The sequence below is a fragment of the Streptomyces sp. NPDC053493 genome (assembly GCF_044544825.1).
In the GTDB taxonomy this organism is placed as follows: domain Bacteria; phylum Actinomycetota; class Actinomycetes; order Streptomycetales; family Streptomycetaceae; genus Streptomyces.
Genome location: NZ_JBITXS010000016.1, coordinates 33,365 through 57,923, shown reverse-complemented (window position 1 = coordinate 57,923; position 24,559 = coordinate 33,365). Strand labels below are relative to the sequence as shown.

At 71.0% G+C, this 24,559-nt stretch carries 20 protein-coding genes and 1 pseudogene; 12 read left to right on the top strand and 9 right to left on the bottom strand.

Annotated elements, in window-relative coordinates; genetic code table 11:
• Positions 1-95: 95 nt before the first annotated feature.
• Positions 96-239, bottom strand: a pseudogene (locus ACIGO8_RS31310) (site-specific integrase); the annotation flags it as partial.
• A 481-nt stretch (positions 240-720) separates the two neighbouring features.
• Between ACIGO8_RS31310 and ACIGO8_RS31305 the strand changes: the two are divergent.
• From ACIGO8_RS31305 to ACIGO8_RS31285, 5 genes are all read left to right on the top strand, one after another.
• Positions 721-1,125 carry a hypothetical protein gene (locus ACIGO8_RS31305; RefSeq protein ID WP_399737700.1) on the top strand — a complete coding sequence of 135 codons (405 nt, stop codon included), beginning with the start codon at positions 721-723 and terminating at the stop codon, positions 1,123-1,125.
• Positions 1,126-1,218: 93 nt separating this feature from the next.
• Entirely contained in the window at positions 1,219-1,971 is a 753-nt protein-coding gene (locus ACIGO8_RS31300) for an ATP-binding cassette domain-containing protein (protein ID WP_399737698.1), read from the top strand.
• A complete protein-coding gene (locus ACIGO8_RS31295; protein ID WP_399737696.1) occupies positions 1,968-3,242 on the top strand; it encodes a hypothetical protein in 1,275 nt (424 codons plus the stop codon). Before ACIGO8_RS31300 ends, ACIGO8_RS31295 begins: the two co-directional genes overlap by 4 nt.
• Positions 3,239-3,838, top strand: coding sequence for a hypothetical protein (locus ACIGO8_RS31290; RefSeq protein WP_399737694.1), 600 nt, complete (start codon positions 3,239-3,241; stop codon positions 3,836-3,838). The genes ACIGO8_RS31295 and ACIGO8_RS31290 overlap by 4 nt, the downstream gene beginning before the upstream one ends.
• A 171-nt stretch (positions 3,839-4,009) precedes the next feature.
• Positions 4,010-5,794 (top strand): AIPR family protein, encoded by a 1,785-nt coding sequence (locus tag ACIGO8_RS31285; protein ID WP_399737692.1) that lies wholly within the window; start codon positions 4,010-4,012, stop codon positions 5,792-5,794.
• A gap of 126 nt (positions 5,795-5,920) precedes the next feature.
• Here ACIGO8_RS31285 and ACIGO8_RS31280 read toward each other — a convergent pair whose 3' ends face one another.
• Entirely contained in the window at positions 5,921-7,612 is a 1,692-nt protein-coding gene (locus tag ACIGO8_RS31280; RefSeq protein WP_399737690.1) for an MFS transporter, read from the bottom strand.
• A gap of 241 nt (positions 7,613-7,853) precedes the next feature.
• Entirely contained in the window at positions 7,854-10,205 is a 2,352-nt protein-coding gene (locus ACIGO8_RS31275; RefSeq protein ID WP_399737688.1) for a D-alanyl-D-alanine carboxypeptidase, read from the bottom strand.
• Positions 10,206-10,367: 162 nt separating this feature from the next.
• On the opposite strand from ACIGO8_RS31275, the gene ACIGO8_RS31270 reads away from it, so the two are divergent.
• The 3 genes from ACIGO8_RS31270 to ACIGO8_RS31260 all read left to right on the top strand — a co-directional run bounded on the left by ACIGO8_RS31270 (position 10,368) and on the right by ACIGO8_RS31260 (position 12,642).
• Positions 10,368-11,078: a GPP34 family phosphoprotein gene (locus ACIGO8_RS31270; protein WP_399737686.1), complete on the top strand. Its 711-nt coding sequence runs from the start codon at positions 10,368-10,370 to the stop codon at positions 11,076-11,078.
• A gap of 257 nt (positions 11,079-11,335) precedes the next feature.
• Positions 11,336-12,199 carry a helix-turn-helix domain-containing protein gene (locus ACIGO8_RS31265; protein ID WP_399737684.1) on the top strand — a complete coding sequence of 288 codons (864 nt, stop codon included), beginning with the start codon at positions 11,336-11,338 and terminating at the stop codon, positions 12,197-12,199.
• A 242-nt stretch (positions 12,200-12,441) separates the two neighbouring features.
• Positions 12,442-12,642 carry a DUF397 domain-containing protein gene (locus tag ACIGO8_RS31260; protein WP_399737682.1) on the top strand — a complete coding sequence of 67 codons (201 nt, stop codon included), beginning with the start codon at positions 12,442-12,444 and terminating at the stop codon, positions 12,640-12,642.
• A 154-nt stretch (positions 12,643-12,796) separates the two neighbouring features.
• Here the strand turns inward: ACIGO8_RS31260 and ACIGO8_RS31255 are convergent, their stop codons facing one another.
• Entirely contained in the window at positions 12,797-13,687 is an 891-nt protein-coding gene (locus ACIGO8_RS31255; protein ID WP_399737680.1) for a hypothetical protein, read from the bottom strand.
• A 79-nt stretch (positions 13,688-13,766) separates the two neighbouring features.
• On the opposite strand from ACIGO8_RS31255, the gene ACIGO8_RS31250 reads away from it, so the two are divergent.
• Together ACIGO8_RS31250 and ACIGO8_RS31245 are read left to right on the top strand one after the other, a co-directional pair.
• On the top strand, positions 13,767-14,552 hold the full coding sequence (locus tag ACIGO8_RS31250; RefSeq protein ID WP_399737678.1) for an SDR family oxidoreductase: 786 nt from the start codon (positions 13,767-13,769) through the stop codon (positions 14,550-14,552).
• A 164-nt stretch (positions 14,553-14,716) separates the two neighbouring features.
• Positions 14,717-16,255, top strand: coding sequence for a sodium:solute symporter family protein (locus ACIGO8_RS31245; protein ID WP_399737676.1), 1,539 nt, complete (start codon positions 14,717-14,719; stop codon positions 16,253-16,255).
• Between the two features lie 32 nt (positions 16,256-16,287).
• On the opposite strand, the gene ACIGO8_RS31240 is transcribed toward ACIGO8_RS31245, so the two are convergent.
• The 3 genes from ACIGO8_RS31240 to ACIGO8_RS31230 form a co-directional block, all read right to left on the bottom strand.
• The gene (locus ACIGO8_RS31240) at positions 16,288-17,412 is read right to left on the bottom strand and encodes an ADP-ribosylglycohydrolase family protein (RefSeq protein ID WP_399737675.1); all 1,125 of its coding nucleotides are present in this window, start codon (positions 17,410-17,412) and stop codon (positions 16,288-16,290) included.
• Positions 17,413-17,558: 146 nt separating this feature from the next.
• Positions 17,559-20,165, bottom strand: coding sequence for a bifunctional FO biosynthesis protein CofGH (locus ACIGO8_RS31235; RefSeq protein ID WP_399737673.1), 2,607 nt, complete (start codon positions 20,163-20,165; stop codon positions 17,559-17,561).
• Between the two features lie 20 nt (positions 20,166-20,185).
• Complete coding sequence (locus tag ACIGO8_RS31230) at positions 20,186-21,016, bottom strand: TIGR03619 family F420-dependent LLM class oxidoreductase (protein ID WP_399737671.1); 831 nt, start codon at positions 21,014-21,016, stop codon at positions 20,186-20,188.
• A gap of 23 nt (positions 21,017-21,039) precedes the next feature.
• Here ACIGO8_RS31230 and ACIGO8_RS31225 point away from each other — a divergent pair, with 23 nt between their 5' ends.
• Together ACIGO8_RS31225 and ACIGO8_RS31220 are read left to right on the top strand one after the other, a co-directional pair.
• Positions 21,040-21,714, top strand: coding sequence for a GNAT family N-acetyltransferase (locus ACIGO8_RS31225; protein WP_399737668.1), 675 nt, complete (start codon positions 21,040-21,042; stop codon positions 21,712-21,714).
• A gap of 155 nt (positions 21,715-21,869) precedes the next feature.
• Complete coding sequence (locus ACIGO8_RS31220) at positions 21,870-22,337, top strand: carboxymuconolactone decarboxylase family protein (RefSeq protein WP_399737666.1); 468 nt, start codon at positions 21,870-21,872, stop codon at positions 22,335-22,337.
• Here the strand turns inward: ACIGO8_RS31220 and ACIGO8_RS31215 are convergent.
• The gene (locus ACIGO8_RS31215; RefSeq protein WP_399737663.1) at positions 22,303-22,827 is read right to left on the bottom strand and encodes a GNAT family N-acetyltransferase; all 525 of its coding nucleotides are present in this window, start codon (positions 22,825-22,827) and stop codon (positions 22,303-22,305) included. The genes ACIGO8_RS31220 and ACIGO8_RS31215 overlap by 35 nt on opposite strands.
• A 76-nt stretch (positions 22,828-22,903) precedes the next feature.
• Positions 22,904-24,475 carry an APC family permease gene (locus ACIGO8_RS31210; RefSeq protein ID WP_399737661.1) on the bottom strand — a complete coding sequence of 524 codons (1,572 nt, stop codon included), beginning with the start codon at positions 24,473-24,475 and terminating at the stop codon, positions 22,904-22,906.
• Positions 24,476-24,559: the final 84 nt, after the last annotated feature.

Genomic DNA, 24,559 nt, shown 5'->3' with positions numbered 1-24,559 from the left:
AGCAGGTTCGTGTACGTGTCCGCCGTGATGGTGATCGAGGAGTGGCCCGAGCATCTCCTGGATGCCCTTCAGATCGGCGCCGGCCGCGCGGGGGCGAGGAAAAGACAGGTCTGCTCCGGCGTCCAGACCATGACGGGCGAGGACTTCTCTCCGGTGCCCTGCCAGCGCAGGACGCACTCCTCGGTCCACACGAGCGCCTTGGGTCGCTCGCCGGCTTCCGGCTCGACGTGCGCGGCCGGCGCCGGCCAGCCAAATGACGCGCACTTCCGTAGCAACGCGCGTCATGCGAAGCATCGGGTTCATTCTGATGAAATTCATCGTTCCGAATGCACTATTCGCCGCCCCAGACATGCCGCTCTTTGGCCTTGGCGGAATCATGATCGCTAATCGATTTCTACCCATTGGTCGCGCCAGTCCCGCTAGATGGGCGACGCTCCCTGCAGGCCGGACAGTCGCGCGGTAGACCCCTCCGCGGGAATCCGGGCCCGACTTGACAGACTTTCACCTTGTCGAGTTCGCGAAGGCATTCGATCGAGTCACCGAAGGTAGCTAATCAGCCAAGGGTTTGACCAGGTCCGCAGAATATGCAATTCCGCCAGATAGGTTGCAGGGGCGGGTTTCGAACACCTGAGCAAATCAACGTGCCTTCGGGGGTGGCGCGGCGCCTCCCCCTGCCTTCGTGCAGCACAACATGTGGTGCACTCGACAGATTGGACAGGCGTGAACTCGAAGACGACACGCACCATGCGCGGCTTGGTCGTCGGCGCAGCCATCCTCGGGTTGGCCGGGGCGGCGCCCGCCTTCGCGGAAGGGTCTCGCTCCACCTACATCCAGGGCTGGCAGGTAGGCCACGAGTCCTCGCGGTGGACCGACAACAACCTGGACGCCGTGACCACATCTGTGGGCTTCAGCGGCTGCACGACTGACGGTTGGAACGGGTTCAAGGCGGCCACCCTCATCCTTTGGAAGGATGTCTTCGGTCCTGACCCGAGCCAGGGCGTCAAGACCAACTACTGCAACCGGGTCTACTGGGGTGACCAGTCCTCCGGGAGCTACTACTTCTCGGTCGACGGATTTACCACCGGCGGCTCTCTCTCAGTGAGCTCGGTGGGGATCGTTTACTGAGGAAAGCCGGCTTCAGGTGCTCCGCGGGCCGTCCCGCGGAGCACCACCCTGAATCGAACCAAGAAAGCTGCCGCCGACAAATAGGGCAGCGGAATGCGCGGCATGTCTCTGATATTTGAAGGTCTGTCATTCCGGTACGGGAGAGGAGCGGAGGTATTCTCTGACTTCTCTCTGCGTCTTGAGAGCCGCTCCACCGTGCTGCTGGGCCCGAACGGGGCCGGCAAGTCCACGTTGATGGCGTTGGCTGCCTCCCACCTGGCGCCGTCCGAAGGGCGTGTCGCGTGGAAGCGTATCGACGCATCCAACCGGCGCGCACGCGCTCGTTACCGCCGAGCAGTTGCCTGGATCCCGCAGCAGATCACGCCCGTGCCCGGCCTCACTGTCCGCGAGCAGATCGCTTACGCAGGATGGCTGAAAGGCATGACGAGGGCAGACGCTTGGGAGGCGTCCACGAAAGCAATCGCACGGGTCGGGCTCGCCGAGTTGGCCAGCCGCAAGAGCCACGAGGTGTCTGGGGGCCAGCTGCGTCGCATGGGCATCGCCGGGGCCCTCACCCACCGCAGCGAGATCATCCTGATGGACGAGCCCACCGCCGGACTCGACCCCACTCAGCGGGGCATGTTCCGGGACCTGGTCGCTGAGCTGAGCCAGTCCGTGCACGTCCTGGTGTCCACCCACCAGACCGAGGACCTCGCCGACCTGTACAGCGAGGTCGTCGTCCTCGACCAGGGCACGGTCCGGTTCCAGGGCAGCACCGATGAGTTCCATGCTTTGGCCGGGCCGGCGCCGTCACCTCGCGAACGCGCCGAGGCCGCCTACACCCGGCTTGTCACCCGGGAGGCATGACGATGCGCCTGCGTACCGTCGTACGGTCCTCCTCTGCCACCATCCTGCTGCCGTTCCTCATCGGCTTCGTCGTCTTCTTCCTGGGCGATGACCTCACCGCCTGGATCACACCCCACTACTGGGTCTCGGCCACAGGCAGCGCCGCGTTCGCCCTTCCCTTCGTGGCAGCGGCGTGTGCGGGCGCCGCCGCGTGGGAAGGAGCCCGGCTCACCAAGGGAAGGGTCTTCGACCAGGCCCCGGTCCGAGGTCCCGTGGCCGTCACGCTCTCGCTTGCACTGCCCGTTCTCGCCACGGGTCTCCTCGGCATCCTGACCGCTCTCACCCTCGCGGCCCTTGCTGCCGATGTTCCCTTCGGCCTGCCCCAACCGGGCATCCTGGCCGCCGTTGTCGCCGTACTCGTGGCCAATATCCTCGTCGGCAGCATCGTCGGCCGCGTCATGCCCGGGGTCCTCGCTGCCCCGCTCGCCCTCATCGGCAGCTTCTTCGCCAACGCCTACCCCGCCTCGTGGAACGTCTTCTGGCTGCGCCACCTCGTCGGGGGCGGTCTCAACAGTTGCTGTTCCATCGACACATCCGTCGACGGCACAGCGCTGCTCGGCACCATCACCTTCACCACCAGCGCATCCGCCGCCGCCTTGGTTCTCATTCGTTTGCGAGGCAAGGCCATCGCGTTGGTCGCCGCCGGAGCATGCGCCGGCGCCGGGTTGACCACGGCTTGGCTCCTCGTGCGTGACCTTGGCCCTGATCCCGTCAAGAGCCGTGCGACGAGTGAACTCCTCTGCGACGGCACTGGCCGGTACCAGATCTGTCTCTGGCCAGAGGTCGAAGAGCCCACGCGAGTGCGCCAGGACACCCGCACCGCAGCAGAGAAGCTGGAGCAGGCCGGCGTTGCTGTACCTCGGACGCTCACCATGGCCGCTCATCCCCAGGACGGCGCCGGCAAACTGGGCATCGCACCGAACGCACGACCGCAGGACATCCCCAGCGGTCTCGCCTCCGCCATCCTTCCGCCGCCTCCGGCCTGCGCCCTGGAGGGCCAGCCCTATCCGGCCGCTGACGCTGCCGCACCGATCGGAGCCTGGCTCCAGGTCAGCGCCGGCGCCCCGGAGAGCACCATCGGGACAAGCTTCGGACCGGAAACAGCTCGTCTGCTGAAGCGGGTGCGAGCCCTTCCCACCAAGGAACAGCTCGCCTGGTACGAGAGCAACCGCAAGGCGATGAGTACCTGCGGCGCGAAGCCGCCGCTGACCATCTCAGGGGGCCGAGGATGACCTGGTGGTGCAAAGCCCGCGCCGTCCCCCTCCTCGCGCTGGCCGCATTCGGCACAATCCTGACGGGCCTGGCGATCGGCAACATCGAGTTACCGATTCCCGTACTGACCGGGCAGTCCGGACGCTTTCTCCTGGCACACCTGATGACGCTCATCCCAGCGGTGACCCTCTTGTACGGACTCGGGCGCGCCGACATCCGGAGCACCAACACGGCCGTGCGCCACATCAGTGCATGGGACGCAGCGCTGGGGCTACTCACGGCCGGCACCGGAATGCTCGCCGCAGCGGTCTGCTACCTGGCCCTCGACTCCGACCTGGCCGTGGTCCTCGGCCGAAACCAGGCCAGCTACGTGGGCTTGGCCCTGCTTCTCCACCCCCTCGTGGGCACCCAGCTTGCCGCCGCCGCTCTCTCCGCCATCCCTCTCGTGCTGGCCGCAGGCGGCTGGAGGCCGAACGGCACACCGGAGCCCTGGGCCTGGCTCCTCCACGACGCAGGATCAGCACTCGCGATCGCATTCATGACCGGAGCCCTCGTCCTCGGCGCCGCCACCTCGATCACCTGGGCGCGGCCACCCCTTCGCATCTCCGGCCGGTAAACACCACAGCGGAGCGGGGCCGGCTCATGGGGTGCTCCCCCGGGGGCGGCGGCCCGGGAGCGGGGGGCAGGGGCGGCTGGTTTTGGGGGGTTGGTGGCGGGATTCTTTTTATTTTCTGTGGGGGTGGAGGGCGGTCGGTATATTTATCGGCCGAGTCAACGGGGAGGATTCATGTCCAAGGCAGCCCAGCCTGTTTCCAACGAGGTCATGCTTCTGACGGAGCGGCTGAAGCAGAGCAAGGCCGAATCCTATCCGGGCATTTCCGACCAGGATTATTTCCTGATCAGTTCCACGGACACCGTTCTGCGCCACAAGGGCCTCTCCTCGCGGCAGATCGAGGACGGCATCACCGACGGCACCAACGACGGCGGGATCGATGCCGTCTACCTCTTCGTCGACGGTCAGATCGTGGAGGACGCGTCCGAGACGACGCACGGGCACACGCCGCAGCTCGAGCTCGAGATCATCCAGACGAAGGACGAGAGCGGGTTCAAGGAGGTGCCGCTGCAGCTCCTGATCGACCATCTTCCGCTGCTGCTGCGTCTCGACCGGCCGGACGGTCTCGAGGAGGAGTTCAATCCGCGGCTCCTGGAGCGGTTCGACTCGTTCCGGGATACGTATCTGGCGGCCTCCAGTCGTTTTCCCGAGCTCTCCATCAGCATTCGTTACGTGACGCGGTCCTCGGAAATTCCGCACGCCAAGGTGCGGCGCAAGGCCGCCCGGCTCGAGAAGAGTGTCAGTGAGCTCTTCCCGGACGCCAAGGTCGCGGTGGACCTCATCGGCGCGGGTGAGCTGAACACGCTGGCGCGGCAGCGGAAGTCGACCACGCTCACGCTCCGGCTGTCGGAGAGTCCCATGTCGCCCGAGAAGGGCGGATTCGTGTCGCTGGTGCGGCTCGAGGACTACAACAGCTTCATCTCCGACGAGAACGGGCGGCTGCGGGACGAGATCTTCGAGGAGAACATCCGCGGCTACGAGGGCGCCACCGTGATCAACCGCGGTATCGCGGAGTCGCTGCGGCAGGGCGACGACGCCGCCGCCGACTTCTGGTGGCTCAACAACGGCGTGACCGTCATCGGCAAGCGGGTGCAGCCCTCCGGGAAGATGCTGCACATCGAGGACCCGCAGATCGTCAACGGCCTGCAGACCTCCCGTAACGTGCACGCCTACTTCCGGTCCGGCCGGGCCGCGCCCGAGGGTGTCGGCGCGGGGCCCGAGGGGCGCATGCGGCAGATTCTCGTACGGGTCGTCGAGACCAGGGACGAGGCCATCACCACGCAGGTCATCAAGGCCACGAACAGCCAGAACCGGGTTTCGGCGGCCTCGCTCCGCTCCGGGGACCCCTTCCAGCGCAGCATCGAGGAGTACTTCCAGCGCCAGGGCTTCTACTACGAGCGGAAGCGGAACCACTACAAGAACCTCGGAAAGCCGCGCGCCCAGATCGTCGAGGTCCTCGAACTGGCCCAGGCCGTCGGGACGATCCTGCTCCAGCAGCCCCACATCGCCCGCAGCGCGCCGTCGAGCCTGGTCCGGGGGAAGTACGAGCGGGTCTTCAAGAACACGACTCCGCTGGAGGCCTATCTCCGCAGTGTCCTCGTCATGCGTTCCATCGACGCCTTCCTGCTGGCGGAGGCCGGACTCAGCGGTGCGCACGACCGCTCGAACGTCCGCTTCCATCTGGCGCGGGCCGCCACCGCGTTCGCGCTCCGCTCGTCCCGCCCGCAGGGAAAGGCCGTGGCGAGCCTCGACATCTCGCTGCTCGACTCGGACTTCCTCGGGCGGGTCTACGAGTGGGTGATCGAGCGGAGGCAGATCGCCGCCAAGGCCACCGGTGTCCAGGATCTCGGTGTGCTCGCCAAGGGCGGGGAGTGGGCGACCGAGATCGACAAGCTGCTGAGCAAGTACACCGACAAGACGCGCTGGCCGGTCACGCTGATGCCTCCGCGGGCCGGGTAAGCCGCCGCCGAGCCGCGGGCCGGTAAGCCGCCGCGGGGCCGGGCAAGCCGCTGCCCCACGCCCCGCGCCCCGCGCGCCGCGTCAGCCCCGACCCCGCGGGCCCCCCAGCACGCCGGGCCAAAACGGTCAGCGGAGCTCGTCCGGGCAGGTGGTGCCGCGGGGGAAGAGCTTGTACGGGGCCGCGAGGCGGTAGGTGCCGGCCTTGGGGGCCAGGAGCTCGGTCCACTCGTCGCCCTCCGCGTCCGGTTCCGCCTTCAGCAGGCAGCCCTCCTTGTTCGCGAAGACCTTCGGCAGGTCGGTCTCGGAGGCCTCGCGGGCCTTCTTCGACGCCTCGGTCTCCTGCGGCGGTTCGATCTTGCCGCCGTGGTCGTCGAGGAGGGCGAGCCACGGCGAGTAAGGAACGCGGATCTTGATGCGGGCCGGGGCGTCGAGGCGCAGGACGACCTCGTTGGCCTCGGCGCGCTGGACCTGGGCGGGCGGGTCCGCGAGCGGTGTCGGGTCGGTGACCGCGTACAGGCGCCAGTTGGCGTCGGACCAGACCTGCTTCAGATAGGGCAGCCCGACGTCGACGAGCTCGGCCTCGCGCTGCGCGCCCGAGTCCGGGGCGCCGGTCGGCAGGACGACGTAGTGGACGGCCCAGCGGTCGAGCCAGTCGTGGTAGTTCACGGCGTTGAGCGTGTCGTCGTAGAAGAGCGGGTTGCGCTCGATGTCGGCCTGCCGGTTCCAGCCGCGCGCGAGGTTGATGTACGGGGCGAGGGCGGAGGACTCGCGGTGGCTGGAGGCCGGCACGACCTCGACCCGGGCCTTCTCGGCGCCGCGCACCTGGAGCTGGTTGATCAGCGGCGCGACCTCGCGGGCCCAGGAGGCGTCGGGCGCGGTGCGGATGACGTCGTCGACGCCCTTGTAGCCGATCCAGACGTTGAGGCCGGCGAAGGCCAGCAGGAGCGCGTACCAGCGGCGCGAGCGCGGCCGGGCGTACGGGAGCGCCGCGAGCAGGACGACGCCGGCGAAGAGCATCACGAGGCGCGAGACGTTCGAGCCGATCTGCGAGTCGATCAGCCAGGTCAGCAGCGTGCCCGCCGCGTAGACGGCCGCGGCCGTGCGCACGGTGCGCCACTCGCGCGGCACGAGGACGAGGACGAGGACGCCGAAGAGGAACGGCAGCGAGGTCGACATCAGGCTCATCGGCTGCGTCCCCGAGAAGGGGAACAGCCAGGAGGAGAGCGCGACCACCGCGACCGGCGCGAGCCCGAGGGCGTACGCGCCGGGGCGCCGTTTGTTGAGGAAGAGCGCCGCCGCGACCACGCCGAGGAACAGGCCCGCGACCGGGCTGCACGCGGTCGCGATCCCGGCGAGCGGCGCGGCGACCGCGGCCTTCGCCCAGCGCCGGTAGCGCCAGCGGTGCGGCCAGCAGAAGACCGCCGCGACCGCGCCGAGCGCGAACATCATGCCGAGGCCGAAGGTGACCCGTCCCGACAGGGCGTTGCAGAGGAAGGCGAAGACTCCGGCGAAGGCGCACGCCATCGGATTGCGCACCGCCCGCACCCGCACCAGGATCAGCGCGGTCAGACCGGCCGAGAGCGTCCCGGCGATCATCATCGTGGTCCGGACGCCGAGCACGGACATGAGGTACGGCGACACCACGCTGTACGAGACCGGGTGCATCCCGCCGTACCAGGCGAGGTTGTACGCGGAGTCCGGGTGCCGTCCGACGAACTCGGCCCAGGCGTCCTGCGCCGCGAGGTCCCCGCCGCTGTTGGCGAAGAAGAAGAACCACAGCACGTGGAGGAGCGCGGCCGCGCCGGTCGCGGCGAACACCGTGTGACGGCGCTTCCGCCGCGGGGGGCGGGGACCGGACGGCGGCACGGGCGGCTCGGTGGCCGGCCGCTGCCCGGGAAGTTCTATTCGCGAAGGTGAAGACACGTCGTTCTGGCCTCCGGCTTCACGGGTCCCCTCGGCGGTGGTCAACTGCGGCCCTTTCCCGTGGCTGCCCTTCTGCTCGTCCCCGGGGGAACGCTAACAGCTGGGCGCCCGGGGAGCCCCCGGACGCCCGTCCGCGTCAGCCCAGTCGGGTCAGCCTGTCGCCGAAACCGGGCTCCGCGAGGTCCGTCTTCAGCTCCACCGGCGCGCTGACCTCACCCGTTCCGGTGCCGATCGACACCTTGCCGACGACGTCCCCGGCCTTGCCCGTGTGCGGGACGGTCTTGCCGCCGTCGCCGAGCCGCAGGCTCACCTTCAGGCCCGGCCAGCCGACCGCCCGCAGCTCCTTGGTGGCCACGACCGGCGTCCGGCCGCCGAGGCCGTCGTCGACGTAGCCGACGACCTGGCCCTTCTTGACGACCGCGGCGGAGGTGACGTCGGCCTGCGCCTTCTGGATGAGGGTGAGGCTGTTCGCGATCGCCAGGTCCAGCTTCTGCCAGAGCTGCGGCGCGTCCTTGGCGCCCATGACGATGCCGAGGATGCGGCGCTTCTCGCCGTCGACGACGGTGTACGCGGCCCACAGCAGGTTGCCGCCGGCCGGGGTCGACGAACCGGTCTTGATGCCGGCCACACCCGGCTCCAGCAGGATCTTGTTGTTGTTCTCGATCTGGCCGGGGATGCCGTCGACGGTCACGTTCGGCATGTCGACGATCTCGCGGAACACGTCGTACTGCATGACCGCCTTCGCCAGCTTCAGCTGGTCGAGCGGCGTCGACACGGTGCTCGACTGCAGACCGGACGGGTCCGTGTACGTCGAGCCGGTCATGCCCAGCTCCTTGGCCGCGGCGTTCATCTTCTCGACGAACGTGGCCTCGGAGCCGGCGTCCCAGCGGGCCAGGAGCCGGGCCACGTTGTTGCCCGACGGGATCATCAGGAGCTCGAGGAGCTCCTTCTCCGTGAAGGACTGGCCCTCCTTGATGGGAGCCGTCGACTCGTCCTTCGCCTTCGCCTGCTCGCCGGCGGTCTTGTCGACCTCGATCCGCGGGCCCTTGTCCTTCCCCTTGATGGGGTGGTCGCGGAGGATCACGTACGCGGTCATGGTCTTGGCCACGCTGGCGATCGGCGCGGGCCGCTGCGGTCCGTACGTGCCGAGCGAACCGACGCCCTCGACCTCGGCGGCGCCCTGGCCCTCGCCGGGCCACGGCATCTTCAGCTCGCCGCCCTCGAAGGTGTACGTGGGCGAGGCGGACAGCACGAGCCTGGCGTCCGGGAGCGGGCGCACGAACTGTACGACCGCAAAGACGATCACGAGGAGCAGGACCAGCGGGGTCCAGATCTTCACCCGCCGGAAGGTGGTGCGCAGCGGCGTCTCGGGCGGCGGCGGGGTGTTGGTCAGCTCCGCGAGGATCTCCAGCGGCGGGCGGGGCGGCAGCGGCTGCTGCTTGGTCCGCTCGGCCTCGGTGAGGGACGCGGGTACGGGACCGGGCGCGGGCGCTGCGGCGGGCGCGGGTGCCTTGGCCTCCGGCTTCGGGGCCCTCGCGTCCTTCGGGTCCTTCGACTCCGCCGGCGCCGGCTTCGGCTGCTCCGGCGTGGGCTTCGGCTGCTCCTGGGTGATGTCGCCCTGGAGCGGGCGGAAGGTCGAGCGCGGCAGCTTGAGCGCGGTCGTCGGCTGGTCGACGGGCTTCTTGTCGACGGGCATCTTGATGGCCGTCGTGGGCTGGTCGACGGGCGGCTTGACCGCCTTGAAGACCGCGGTCGGCTGGTCGACGGGCCCGCCCTTCGGCTCCGGCTTCGGCTCGGCCTTCGGCGCCGGCTTCGGCTCGGGCGAGGACGTGGCGGCGGACTCGGGCGAAGACCCGGACGCGGGCTTCGCGTCGGCCTTCGGCTCCGCCGGCTTGCGCGTGGCGAACCAGGACTCGGCGGGAGCCGCCCCGGTGTCCTCGGCGCGGCCCTCGGACGGCTCCGCGGCCCCGGCGGCCTTCGCCTCGGGCTCCGCCGCCTCCGGCTCCTCGTCGGCCGTCTCCGGGTCCGTCGCGGCCTTCGCCCCGGCGCCGTCTCCGGACACCTCGGCGGCCGCCTTCGACCGCTCCGGCTCCGGAGCCTCCTTAGCCCCGGCGGCCTTCTCGGCGGCCGCCGGTGCCTCGTCGGCCGTCTCCCGGACCGCCGCGGCCCCAGGCTCGCGGCCGGGCTCCTCCGCGCCCGCCTTCGGCTCCGGCGTCCGGGCCGCCTCGGCGCCGTCCCCGGACACCTCCGCGTCCGCCGCCGGCTTCTCCGCGACCGTCGCGTCCTCGGCCGCGTCCTCGGTCACCGAGGGCTCGTCCTCCGGCGCCGTCCGGGGCGCCAGGGCCCGGAAGACGGCCGTCGGCTCGTCCACCCGGCCCTGGAGGACGGACAGTCGCGGGTCCTTGCCGTCTCCGCCGACCGCGTTCTCCCGCTGCTCCGCCGCCTCGTCGGGGGACTCGCCCGCCACCGTGCCTCCTCCATCGCTCATGCGTACGTCCGAACCATCTACCAGTGTCCTGTGTGAACCCCTTGGCTCCCGTGCTAGACGAGAACGACATACCTACCGGTTCCCGTACGAAGCACCCAGGCACTCTCGACAGATGAATGTGAGAGGGGTCACCCTGTCATTCATCCACGCGGGGAGGCATGGATGGGCAGGAGCCGCAGAACAATTCCGGAGGAGCTTCTGCTGCTCGCTCTGGACCCGGCCACGGGTACCACAGCGCAGCCGCAGTCGCTCGACCTCGGCCTGGCCGGAGCACAGCTAGTGGAGCTGGCTCTGGCAGGACGGATAGCCCCTGACGGGGATCGTATCGCCGTGGTGATGCCACGGCCGACCGGAGATCCGACTCTGGACTCCGCGCTGGAACTGCTGCGCCGTCGCGGCAGTCCGGTTCGGGCCGTCCACTGGATCGGCGGGCCCCGGCTGGGGCTGCGCCAGACGTATCTCTCGCATCTGGAACGGTGCGGCATGGTGCATGCCGTCGAGGGCCAGATGTGCGGGGTGCTGCCGACGACTCGCTACCAGGCGACGGACACGGCGATCAGCCGGGAGATCAGGACCCGGCTGGACAGTGCGATCCGCACCGGCGTACCGCCGGACCCGCGGACCGCGGCGCTCGCCGCGCTGGCCCACGCGGTCGGTCTCGGCAAGCACCTCTACCCCGGCAACGAAGGACGGTCGTCGCGGTCCCGGCTGCGCGACCTGATCCGGCACGACCCGATGGGCGGTCTCGTGGCGCACGCCGTGATGGACGTCCAGAACGGCGTGGGCGCCCAGCCCCGCCGTAACCCGGCGGCGGCGGCCGGAGGCGTGCCGTCCCAGCCACGCCGAGGCACCATGGCGCGCGTCGCCATGTGACCCACCGGCACCCGGGCAGGCACACGCACAGCCACACGCACAGCCACACGTTCAGACACACGCTCAGGCACGTCCGAAGGCGCACCACCGGCACCGCATACGCGTGCGGGACGGCCGTCCCCACGGCCGCCCCGCACCGTTGCGTCGTCCCGTTGCGTTGTCGCCATTTCCCAGCGCACACCGCACCTTTGGTGGCAGTCTGCCAAGCAGTAGATACTCACAGCTACGCGCAGCAGACAGCCGGAGGTGCAGTTTTCGTGGCGTCCAGTGTCAACCCCACCGTCAGGCGACGCCGATTGGGCCAGGAGCTGCGCAAGCTCCGTGAGGCGAAGGGCATGACCGCCGAGCAGGTCGCCGAGCGCCTCCTCGTCTCCCAGTCCAAGATCAGCCGCCTCGAGAACGGCCGGCGCTCGATCAGCCAGCGCGACGTCCGCGACCTGTGCGGGGTGTACGAGGTCGAGGACGAGCACATGGTCAACTCGCTCATGCAGATGGCCAAGGACTCGCGCCAGCAGGGCTGGTGGCACGCCTTCGGCGACATCCCGTACAGCGTCTACATCGGTCTGGAGACGGACGCGGAGAGCCTGCGCGTGTACGAGCCGCAGATCATCCCGGGCCTGCTGCAGACCCACGCGTACGCCGAGGCCGTGATCAGCGGCGCGCTGCCGGAGTCCACGCCGGCCGACATCGACAAGCGGGTCACCGTGCGCACCCGCCGCCAGGACCGCATCAAGGACGAGGAGCGTCCGCTGCGGCTGTGGGCGGTCATCGACGAGGGCGCGCTGCGCCGCGTGGTGGGCAACAAGCAGCTGATGGTGGAGCAGCTGGAGCACCTGGTGGAGCAGTCGCACCTGCCGCACGTGACGGTGCAGGTGCTGCCGTTCCACATGGGCGCGCATCCGGGCATCAGCGGGCATTACGCGATCCTGGAATTCCCGGACACCTCCGACTCGTCCGTGGTCTACATCGAGGGCGTGACGAGCGACCTGTATCTGGAGAAGGCGCAGGACGTCGGCAAGTACAGCGTGATGTACGAGCACCTGCGGGCGCAGGCGCTGAATGCGGAGGACACGCGTGAGTTCGTGATGGACATTGCGAAGGCGTACGCGAGCGGCAAATGAGGGCGACCACGGGCGACTGAGGGCGACACCGCCTGAATGCCGACATTCGGCCGGGGCGGGAGGGAAGAGGCAGGTACGGTACACCCTCGACTCGCCCCGGCGGAAGCGCGGTTGGAATATGCCATCCGGTCGAGTGAACGACGGTCCCGCACCACGGGACCGGGGCAGTAGCGTCGATCACGCCAAAGCAAGAAGTTGGCGCGACACCTACTGGCAGCACTGGCAGAACCGGAGTGAGAAACATGGCCATTGTTAAGGGCGGAACGGACACCTGGACGAAGTCCTCGTATTCCGGTGGCAACGGAGCCTGCGTCGAAGTGAAGTCGCCCGTCGTGACCGCGATCGCGGTGCGCGACTCGAAGGCTCCCGAGGGTCCCGCCCTCTCCTTCGGACCGGACTCGTGGAGCGCGTTCGTGGGCGAGGTGAGCGCCGGGGCCCTGTGACCCCGCGCCGCTGTCCCAGCGCGTCATGGAATGAGCCCTCTCGACCGGTCCGCCGTCCTGGCCGAGGGGGCTCGGCTCTTGTCCCGGCCCCGCCCTGACCCGCCCCGTCCTGACCCGCCCCGGACCCTCCCCCTCCCGCCCCGCCCCCGTGCGGCTAGCGCAGCTCGTCGACGTAGCGGTCGGTCCCCGGCACCGTGGGAACGAACGGCGCCACCAGCTCCACCCGGCAGCCGCCTCCCCCGTCCCGCGCCATCGCCTCCAGGCCGGTGAAGTGGTCCTGCCAGCAGTCGCGCGGATCGCGCTCCAGGAACCACAGCAGGGTCAGCCGGGTGTCGACGCCCTCCACCTGCTTCACGTAGGTCATCCGGTCGCCCGGCAGCGGCGTCGGCCGGAAGACCGTCACCATGGCCGCGGGCGATCCGGCCAGCAGCCGCGGCAGCTCGCGCGAGCGCAGCCGCTCCACCAGCTCGGCCCGCCGCTCGGGCCCTTCGGCGTCGATCACCTGGAGGATCAGGCCGGCATAGGGATGGTCGAGCGCGTGGACGTCGCGCGGCCCGGCGGCGCCGTCGCGGTAGACGGTCACCTCGTGGTCCTGGAACGACGTGAAGACGTGGGTCCGGTCGTGGTAGACCCGCGCGTCGCGGTTCAGCCGCTTGTTGATGGCGACGGTCCACTTCATGTGCTCGTCGTAGCGGCCGTCGGTGATCCAGTAGGTGGAGAGGTAGCAGCCGGCGGTGACCGGCTGGGCGACCGCGGACTTCTCCGGGCCGCGGAGCGCCTGGAGTTCGCGGGTGGCGACCCAGCGGCGGCCCGCGTACATCCAGGGCATGGCCATGGCGCCGGCGTAGTAGTGGTCGTCCTCGTACCAGCGGTTGTAGGCGTACTCGTGGCCGGGATGCGGTTCCACCATGGTGATCAGGGCGTGGCCGGGCCGGACGCCGTACGGGCCGGCCGACGCCAGCTCCGCGTACGCCTCGATTCCCGCCCCGCCACCGGCCCCGCTCCCCGTCCCGCTCCCCGTCCCGTTCCTCGTCTCCTCGCTCACTCTTCTCCCCTTCCCTTGTGGGCGACTGCCACCTACTCTGACGGGCCGTCAGATAGATGGCCAGCCTCAAGGAGAGACGATGCTTCTTCAGGGAAAGACCGTCGTCGTGTCCGGTGTCGGCGCCGGGCTCGGACACCGGGTCGCCGAGACGGTGGTACGGGACGGAGGCCGGGCGGTGCTCGGGGCGCGCACCCAGGCCAATCTGGCCAAGTCGGCCGCGGAGATCGACCCGGAGGGCACCAGGACCGCCTTCCTGTCCACCGACATCACCGACGAGGCGCAGTGCGAGGCGCTGGCCGCGCTCGCGGTCGAGCGCTTCGGCGGGATCGACGCGGTGGTGCACGTGGCCGCCTGGGACTCGTACTTCGGCGGACTCGAGGACGCCGACTTCGCGACCTGGCAGGGCGTCCTGGACGTGAACCTGCTCGGCACGCTGCGGATGACCCGGGCCTGCCTGCCGGGCCTGAAGGCGCGGGGCGGCGGTTCGGTCGTGCTGATCGGCACGCAGTCGGCGGTGGCCGCGCCCTCCCAGGTGCGGCAGGCGGCGTACGCGGCCTCGAAGGGCGCGCTGACCTCGGCCATGTACTCGCTGGCGCACGAGCTCGGCCCGCACCGGATCAGGGTCAACACCGTGCTGCCGGGCTGGATGTGGGGGCCGCCGGTCCAGGCGTACGTGCAGTTCACGGCGCACACCGAGCAGGTGCCGGAGACGGAGGTGCTGGGCCGGCTGACCGAGCGGATGGCGCTTCCGGAGCTGGCGACGGACGGGGACGTGGCGGAGGCGGTGGCCTTCCTGGCCTCGGACCGGGCGCGGGCGATCACGGGTCAGTCGCTGCTGGTGAACGCGGGTGAGCTGATGCGCTGACGCCCTTCCCGGAGCCGGATCACATGTTCATGGACATGAACAAGGGTCAGTAAACCGAACGATTTTACCGTCCCTTGACCCTCCCCTGCATTGTGGCCGCCTTTCAACTCCCCACACCATGAACCGCGTTCAGAAGGCGGACCGGACCTCATGGAGGGGACGCAATGGACAGTCTCGACTGGGCCGTGCTCATCGGCTACTTCGGCGTCATGGTCGCGATCGGCGTCTGGTCCCACAAGCGCGTGGACGACGTCTCCGACTTCTTCACCGCGGGCGGCCGCATGCCCTGGTGGCTCTCCGGCATCTCCCACCACATGTCCGGCTACAGCGCCGTGATGTTCACCGGGTACGCGGGCATCGCCTACACCTACGGCGTCACCTCCTACGTCACCTGGTCCTTCCCCATCGCGCTCGGCATCGCCGTCGGCGCCCACCTCTTCGCGCCCCGCCTCAACCGGCTCCGCTCCCGGCTGCACGTCGCCTCGCCGCTCGAGTACCTGAAGAACCGCTACAACCTGCCCACCCAGCAGGCCCTCGCCTGGTCCGGCGTCCTGCTGAAGATCGTGGACGTGGGCGCCAAGTGGGCCGCCATCACCACCCTGCTGTCCGTCTTCACCGGGATCTCCCTCAATCAGGGCATCCTCGTCACCGGCGTCGTCACCGGCATCTACTGCACGGTCGGCGGCCTGTGGGCGGACGCGCTCACCGAACTCGGCCAGTTCGTCATCCAGCTGCTCGCCGGCGTCGCCATGCTCGTGGCCGTGCTCGGCCGGCTCGGCGGGATCGAGGCGCTGTGGACCGTCTGGGACCGGCCCGAACTGCACGGCCACACGGCGCCGACGGCCGGCCCGTACACGCTGACCTTCCTCCTCGCGTACCTCTTCATCAAGACCTTCGAGTACAGCGGCGGCATGTGGAACCAGGCCCAGCGCTACATGGCCACGCCGACCGCCCGCGAGGCCACCCGCTCCGGCCGGCTCTCCGCCGCGCTGTGGCTCGTCTGGCCGCTCGTCCTCTTCTTCCCCATGTGGTGCGCGCCGCTGCTCGTGCGGCCCACGAAGCCCGACGCCTCCGACGCGTACGCGCTGATGACCGAGCAGCTGCTGCCGCATGGGCTGCTCGGCCTCGTGGTCGTCGGCTTCTTCTCGCACACCATGGCCATGTGCTCCTCCGACGCCAACGCCATCGCGGCCGTCTTCACCCGGGACATCGCACCCGTCCTGAGCAAGGCCGCCCGCACCTGGTCGCAGGCCGCCGGTCTGCTCGCGGCGCGCTGGTCGACGGTCGCCTTCCTCGGCCTGTCGATGGCGGTCGCCACCCAGGTGAACTCGCCCGCCTTCAAGGACATCATCACGGTCGTCATCACGTGGGTGGCCGGGCTCATGGGGCCGATCGCGATCCCGTTCATGCTCGGGCTGCTGCGCGCCTTCCGCAGGTCCGGGCCGACGGCGGCGCTCGTGTCCTGGGCGGCCGGGCTCCTCGCCTTCTGGCTCACCCACTACGGTCTCGACGGCGTCGAGCTCCAGATCCAGATCGTCGCGCCGCTCGCCACCTCGCTGGTGCTGTACGTGCTGATCGGCTACGTGAGGCCGGAGGCCACGCCCGAGCGGGACGCGCTCCTGGACCGCATCAACGGCGACGGCGACGGCGCGGCCGCCGTCCCGGCGCAGGCCGGCGACCGGTCCGGTCAGCCTCTCGCCTAGCGGTCCGGCCGGCCGCTCGGACGGCGGGCCGGTCAGCCTCTCGGATAGCGGGCCAGCCAGCCCGACGTGGTCTCGTCCGTGCCCGGCCCGTGCAGGGCGGCGCCCTGGGTCATCTCCATCGCGAAGTCGTCCGCGAGCTCCAGGACCGTGGCGCGGCCCTCGAGTCCGGCCACCCAGGCCGGCGGGAGGGCCGTCTCGCCGTGCAGGGCGCCGAGCAGCGCGCCGGTGAGGGCGCCGGTCGCCGCCGACGGGCCGTCGTGGTTGACCGCGAGCCGCAGGCCGTGCCGGATGTCCTCGCCGACCAGCGCGCAGTAGACCGCCGCCGCCAGCTGGCCCTCGGCCCGGTCCTCGCCCGCCCCGAGCGCCGTCACCCGCTCCGCGTCCGGCATGCCCTGGCGTACGGCTCCGAGCGCGGCCTCCAGGGCGTCCGTCACCGGCTCGTGGCCGGGGCGCGGGGCCAGCTGGGCGACGGCCGTGCGGACGGCACCGTCCACGCTGTCGCCGCGGGCCAGGCCGTGCACGACGACCGCGAGGGCGCCGGCCGACAGAAAGGCGGCCGGCGCGCCGTGCGTCTGCGCCGCGCACTCCACCGCGAGCTGGCAGACCAGCTGCGGCTCCCAGCCGACGAGCAGCCCGAAGGGCGCCGAGCGGACCAGGGCGCCGGAGTCGGCCGCCTCCGGGTTCTTGGGCCGGTCCAGGGTGCCGAGGACCTCGTCGCCGAGGCCGGTCAGGCAGGCCCGGGCCGGGTTCCGGCGGGCGTAGAGCCATTCCTCGCGGCCCAGCCAGCCCAGGTCGGGGCGCCGCTCGTCGGGGCCCCAGTCGCGCTGGGTGGCGGCCCAGCGCAGGTGCGCCCGGTGGACGTCGGTGGGCGGGTGCCAGGCGCCGGTGTCGCGCCGGACCTGGGCGCGGACGAGGCCGTCGACGGTGAACAGGGACATCTGCGTGGCGGCGGTGACGGCGCCCCGGCGGCCGTGCGCCGGGACCGGTTCGGTCAGGCCCTCGGGGCCGTGGGCCGCGCGGAGCTCGGCGAGCGTCCGCCCCTCCGCCCCGGCGCCGAGCGCGTCGCCGACCGCCCCGCCGAGCAGGCAGCCGCGGACCCTGGCCCGGAAGTCCTGCTGCTCGGTGCGGCCCCACACGACCGCGGCTGTGGTGGTCACGACGTGCCCTCCCCCCGTCCGAGGTCCCGTGAACCGGTCTGCGCAGCACTGTAATAGACCGGATGCGCTCGTTCGGGGGGCGGAACGTTTTAAGTTCGGACGCCCTTCGGTCCGCTTTTGACCGCAGTTCGTGTCGCGTCCCGCCGCTACTCCGCGGGCAGCAGCGGCAGCAGCTCCGGCAGGTGGCCGTCGGAGGCGCGGGCCGTGCGTCGCCGCTCCTCCGGGACCTCGCCGTACAGCGTCGTCCGCGGCCTCGCCGGGCGGCCGGCCGCCTCCGCGATGGCCTCCAGGTCGCGGATGGAGCGGTACGAGCCGTAACTCGACCCGGCCATACGGGAGATGGTCTCCTCCATCAGCGTGCCGCCGAGGTCGTTCGCGCCGGAGCGGAGCATCTCGGCGGCGCCGTCGGCGCCGAGCTTGACCCAGCTGGTCTGGATGTTCGGGATGTGCGGGTGGAGCAGCAGCCGGGCCATGGCGGTCACGGCCCGGTTGTCGCGGACGCTCGGGCCGGGGCGGGCGATGCCGGCGAGGTAGACGGGCGCGTTGGTGTGGATGAAGGGCAGCGTCACGAACTCGGTGAAGCCGCCGGTCCGCTGCTGGATGCCGGCGAGCGTGCGGAAGTGGCCGAGCCAGTGACGGGGCTGGTCCACGTGCCCGTACATCATCGTCGACGAGGAGCGGATGCCGAGCTCGTGGGCGGTGGTGATCACCTCGATCCAGGTGGCGGTGGGCAGCTTGCCCTTGGTGAGCACCCAGCGGATCTCGTCGTCGAGGATCTCGGCGGCCGTGCCCGGGATCGAGTCGAGCCCGGCCTCCTTGGCGGCGGTGAGCCACTCGCGGATCGACAGACCGGTGCGGGAGGCGCCGTTGACGACCTCCATCGGCGAGAAGGCGTGCACGTGCATGCCGGGAACGCGCTTCTTCACCGCCCGCGCGATGTCGAAGTAGGCGGTGCCGGGCAGGTCGGGGTGGATGCCGCCCTGCATGCAGACCTCGACCGCGCCCACGTCCCAGGCCTGCGCGGCCCGGTCGGCGACCTGGTCGAGGGAGAGGGTGTAGGCGTCGGCGTCGGTACGGCGCTGGGCGAAGGCGCAGAAGCGGCAGCCGGTGTAGCAGACGTTGGTGAAGTTGATGTTGCGGGTGACCACGTACGTGACGTCGTCGCCGTTGACCGACCGGCGGACGTCGTCGGCGACGGCGCACAGCGCGTCGAGGGCCGGCCCGTCGGCGTGCAGCAGGGCGAGGGCCTGCGGGTCGGTGAGCCTCGTCGGGTCGTCGGCGGCGACGCGCAGCGCCTCGCGCACGTCGGTGTCGATGCGCTCGGGGACCATGCCGGGCGCGGCGGCCTCGCGCAGGGCGTCCCAGTCGCCGTAGACGTGGTCGAAGTCCTCGCGGCGGTCGCCGGTGCGGCCGGTCGTGTCGATGGTGCGGTGGAGGTCGGTGCGGCCGGTGCCGGCCGAGGTCGCGGTGAAGGTCTCGTCGGGCTCCTGCCAGGGCAGGCCGCGCACCGGCGCGTCCGGGTCGGCGAGGCCGGTGTCCGGGTCGGCGAGGGCGCGGACGTGCGGCAGCAGCCGCGGGTCGAGCCAGGGCTCGCCGCGGGTGACGAACTCGGGATAGACGCAGAGCCGTTCGCGCAGCTCGAAGCCGGCGGCGGCGGACTTCTCGGCCAGCTCCTCGATCCGGGGCCAGGGCCGCTCGGGGTTGACGTGGTCGATGGTGAGCGGCGAGACGCCGCCCCAGTCGTCGATGCCGGCGGCGATGAGCCGGCCGTACTCGGCGTCGACCAGGTTGGGCGGCGCCTGCAGGCAGGCGGCGGGGCCCATGATGAGCCGGGCGACGGCGACGGTGGCGACCAGGTCGTCGAGCTCGGCGTCCGGCATGCCGCGCATCGCCGTGTCCGGCTTGGCGCGGAAGTTCTGGATGATCAGCTCCTGGATGCCGTGGTAGGCGCGGGCGATCCGGCGCAGCGCGAACAGCGACTCGGCGCGCTCCTCCACGGTCTCGCCGATGCCGAGCAGCAGTCCGCTGGTGAACGGCACGGAGGAGCGGCCGGCGTCCTCCAGGACGCGCAGCCGCACGGCGGGCTCCTTGTCGGGCGAGCCGTGGTGCGGGCCTCCGGGCTCGCTCCACAGCCGCTCGGCGGTCGTCTCCAGCATCATGCCCATGCTGGGCGCGACGGGCTTGAGCCGCTGGAAGTCGGTCCAGGACAGCACGCCGGGATTGAGGTGCGGGAGGAGCCCGGTCTCCTCCAGGATCCGGATCGCCATGGCCCGTACGTACGCGACGGTGTCGTCGTAGCCGTGCGCGTCCAGCCACTCGCGGGCCTCGGGCCAGCGGTCCTCCGGCTTGTCGCCGAGCGTGATGAGGGCTTCCTTGCAGCCGAGTTCGGCGCCCTTGCGCGCGATGTCCAGCACCTCGTCGGGCGACATGAACATCCCGTGCCCGGCCCGGCGCAGCTTGCCGGGCACGGTCGCGAAGGTGCAGTAGTGGCACTTGTCCCGGCACAGTCGCGTGAGCGGTATGAACACGCTCTTCGAGTACGTGATGATCCCGGGCCGGCCGGCCTCGGCGAGCCCCGCGTCCCGCACCCGCCCGGCCACCTCGACCAGCGCCTGGAGATCCGCGCCCCGCGCCCGCAGCAGCACGGCGGCCTCGCCGACATCGAGCGCGACTCCGTCCCTGGCCCGCCTGAGCGCCCGCCGCATGGCGTTCTCGGTGGGTCCGGAGCTGGGTGCCGCCTGGTGATCCGTCATGGACCGAGCATACGAGCGGCTCACAGGTACCGGGCGAAGTCGTCGAGGACGTCCAGGACCTCGCGCTCCGGCGCCGGCGGGAGCTGGACGACGACCTCCTCGCAGCCGAGGGCCTCGTAGTGGGCGAGCTTGCCCGGTGTCGGGAGGACCGCGAAGGGCACGACCTGGAGGGCCTTCGGGTCGCGGCCGGCCTGTTCCCAGGCGGTGCGCAGGACCGGGAGCGTCTCGGTCAGGCCGCGGCCGCCGACGGGCATCCAGCCGTCGGCGTAGTCCGTGACGTGGGAGAAGAGCTTGGGTCCCGCGGCGCCGCCGACGAGGGTGCGGGGTGCGCCGTGGCGCGGTTTCGGCCAGGCTTCGGAGGCGCGGACCGCGTGCCCGAAGGAGCCCTCGTACGCGGTGGGTTCGGGCGCCCACAGGGCGCGCATCAGGTGGACGGCGTCGCGGGTGCGCTCGCGGCGGGTGGACCAGACGACGCCGTGGTCGGCGGCCTCCTCGCGGTTCCAGCCGAAGCCGACGCCGAGGGTGAAGCGGCCGCCGGAGAGGTGGTCGAGGGTCGCGACCCGCTTGGCGAGGGCGATCGGGTCGTGCTCGGCGACCAGCGTGACGCCGGTCCCGAGCCCGAGCCGCTCGGTGACGGCCGCGGCCTGGCCGAGGGCCACGAACGGGTCGAGGGTGCGCCCGTACTCGCGCGCGAGCGGGCCGCCGGCCGGGTGCTCGGTGTCCCGGGAGACCGGGATGTGGGTGTGCTCGGGCAGATAGAGCCCGGCGAAGCCGCGCTGCTCCAGCTCGCGGGCGAGCCGGACGGGTGTGATGGTCTCGTCGGTCAGGAAGATCGTGGTCGAGATCCGCATGGGGGCACGGTAGGGGCTGGGGCGTGGATTTCCGAGAGGTGCGGCTGAGATGCGACGGGCCCGCGCCCGGCGGGCGGCGCCCGGCGTCCGGCGGGACGGTCGAGAAGGTGCGGGCCCGGCAGCGGGAACTGGGCCTGCCGGAGGCGTTCGAGTGGGTCGCGGAGACGACGCCGGGCCTGCGGGCGGCGATCGAGGCGAGCGGGCTCGAGGTGCACGAGCACCCTTTGATGGTCCTGACGGCGGACGCGGACGCGCGGCCGAGTCCGCCGCACGACGTCACCGTCCGCATGGTGGGCGCGGCCGACCCGGCACTGGGCAGCGCCGTCGCCGCCCCGTACGCCGCGTTCGGCGCCACGCCCGCTCCCGGCGTCGAGACTCAGGTCGCGGCCCGGATCGAGGCGGGCCTCACCCGCCTCGCCGCCGCCTTCGACCGCTCCGGCACCGCGCTCGCGGCGGGCCAGCACCAGCCGGTCGGCCCGGTCACCGAGGTCGTCGGCGTCGGCACCCGCCCGGAGGCCCGCCGCCGCGGCCTGGGCCTCGCCGTGACGGCCGCCCTGGTCGCCGACGCCCGCGCCCTCGGCGTCGAGACGGTCTTCCTCACCGCGACGGACGCCACCGTCGCCCGCCTCTACGCCCGCCTGGGCTTCCGGACGGCCGGCACGGCCCTGATCGCGGAGCCGCCGGGACAGGCCGGGTAGCGCACGTTCCAGGGCCGTCCGTGACGGGCCCCGGGTCCCGGCGAACACGCGCAGAAAAAAACTTCCCCGAAGCGGTCACACTCTCCCCGCGCGCTCCGTCGGTGCGGTGAAGGCAACGACAGACCACGCACCAGCAGACGCGAGGAGCGCACCCCATGCAGCACGAGACCAAGGCCCGGATGAGCAACCCCGCCACCGTCCTGCCGACCGCGATGCCCGCGATCATGGAGCTGATGAAGGCCACCCGTGAGGCCGGTGTCCCGGAGAGCACCCTGGAGCTGGTGCACCTGCGGGCGAGCCAGATCAACAACTGCGGGTTCTGCGTGGACTTCGGGGCGAGGAGCGCGCGGAAGAACGGTGTGAGCGACGAGAAGCTGTTCGCCGTCGCCGCGTGGCGGGAGACGCCGTACTTCACCGAGGAGGAGCGGGCCGCGCTCGCGCTCGCCGAGGCGGCGACGCGGCTCGCCGACGCCTCGGACGCCGTGCCGGACGCGGTGTGGGACGCCGCCGCCGACCACTACGACGAGAAGCAGCTCGCCGCGATCGTGCTGATGGTGGGCGTCACCAACCTCTTCAACCGGCTGAACGTCACGACCCGCCAGCCGGCCGGCGCGGGCTGGTGAGCCGCGGTGCGCGCACCATCCGTACGTCGACCGGGTCCTCGGACTCGACGGTGAAGCCCGCCCGCTCGTAGAGCCGGCGTGCCGCGCTGCCCTGGACCACGGTCAGCCGGACCGGGGCGGCGCGCGCGTCGGCCCGGTCGAGGAGCGTGGTGAGCACGGCCGTGCCGAGGCCCCGTCCCTGGGCCTCGGGCGCGAGGTAGAAGTGGGACAGGTAGTGGCCGGGGCCGTGCGCGTCCGGGGCGAAGGCGACGCAGCCGGCGAAGGCGCCGGCCACCTCGATCACCCAGGTGTGGGCGGGCCGGAACTCGTCGCGCAGCCGCTGCCGCACCCGGTGGTCGTCGTAACGGCCGAGCCGTTCCAGGTCGTCCCGCATCACCACCGCCTTCAGCTCGGCGACGGTCTCGACGTCCTCCGCCCGGGCCGGGCGCAGCGTCCAGGCGGTGGGCGCCTTCGCTGCCGGCGGGCTCGTCCTCGTGGGCGTGTGCGACATGGCGGCATCGTAGAAAAGACGAGGTGGCGGGACCCCCCACGGGCCCGCCACCTCGCCGCTGTCCCTCACCGGTCGGTCAGTCCTCGACGACCAGCGACGGGGTCTCCTTGGTGAGCACCTCGCCGCGGAAGAACGCGGGGCTGCGGCGCTGCATCACCAGCATGATCACCACGCCGAGCAGCAGCAGCCCGACGCCGATGACGAACACGGATCCGACGCCGAGGACCGCGGAGCCGGAGCCGTAGGCCGGGTCCCACATGTCGTACAGCGTCTTGCCGAAGACGGCGGTCAGCATCAGGCCGCCGAGGAAGGGGATCACGCCCTTGAAGGCGAGGTCGCGGGCGGAGCGGAAGAGCTCGCCGCGGAAGAACCACACGCAGGCGAAGGCCGTCAGCGCGTAGTAGAAGCAGATCATCAGGCCGAGCGCGTAGATGGTGTCGACCAGGACGTTCTCGCTGACCAGGGTCATCACGGTGTAGAAGACGCCGGTCGCGACGCCGGCGACGACGGTGGCCTTGCCGGGCACCTTGAAGACCGGGTGGACCTTGGCGAAGGACGGCGGCAGCGCCTCGTAGCTGGACATGGCGAGGACCGTGCGGGCGACCGGGATGAAGGTGGTCTGCAGGCTGGCGGCGGCGGAGGCGAGGACGGCGACGAACAGCGCGATGCCGAGGACGGGGCCCATGACGGGGCCCGCGAGGGCGGCGAAGACGTTGTCGGAGGTGTCCGGGTTCGCGAGGCCGAGGCCCTTGTCGCCGGAGCCGACGACCATCTGGGCGGCGACGCCGGTGGCGAGGTAGGAGCCGACCAGGACGACCATCGAGATGAGCGCGGCGCGGCCGGGCGTCTTGTCGCTGTCGGTGGTCTCCTCGTTGGCCGTGAGGCAGGTGTCCCAGCCCCAGTACATGAAGATCGACAGCGAGAGGCCGGCGGTGAAGGCCGCGAAGGAGCCGACGGAGAACGGGTTCAGCCAGGACCAGGAGAAGCTCGCGCCGGTCGGGAAGTCGACCGAGCCGGCCTTCGAGAAGGCCATGACGACGAAGACGGCGAGGACGGCGAGCTGGAGGCCGACCAGGGTGTACTGCACGCCCTTGGTGGCCGTCATGCCGCGGTAGCTGATCGCGGTCGCGGCGGCGATCAGGGTGAGGCAGGTGAGGATGTGGACGGCCTTGTTGTCGTCCAGGGCGGCGATGGAGTCGTTGCCGCTGATCTCACCGGCGAGCAGCCAGAAGTACGAGGTCGCGACGCCGGCCAGGTTGGAGAGCACGATGATCGTCGCGATGACGAGGCCCCAGCCGCACATCCAGCCGACCTTGGGGCCGAAGGCCTTGACGGTCCAGGTGAAGGAGGTGCCGCAGTCGGGCATGCGCTTGTTGAGCTCGCGGTAGGCGAACGCGACGAGCAGCATCGGCAGGAAGCCCGCGAGGAACACGGCGGGCATCTGCAGGCCGACCTCGCCGGCGGTGGAGCCGAGGGTGGAGGTCAGGCAGTAGACGGGAGCGACGGTGGAGATGCCGATGACCGCGCTGCCGAGAAGGCCCACGGAGTTGCCGCCGAGGCCTTTGGTGCGCACGCCACTGGTGTCTCCCGGGGCAGGGACGCCCCTTACCGTGTCTCCGGCCTGGGGCCGTACATCCACCTGAGTCATGAACAGGACGTTAAATGCTGCGGTTTCCACATCCGGAAGATCGAAGTCCGTTCGGATGAACGATCATCGCCTTGCATTGCCAGG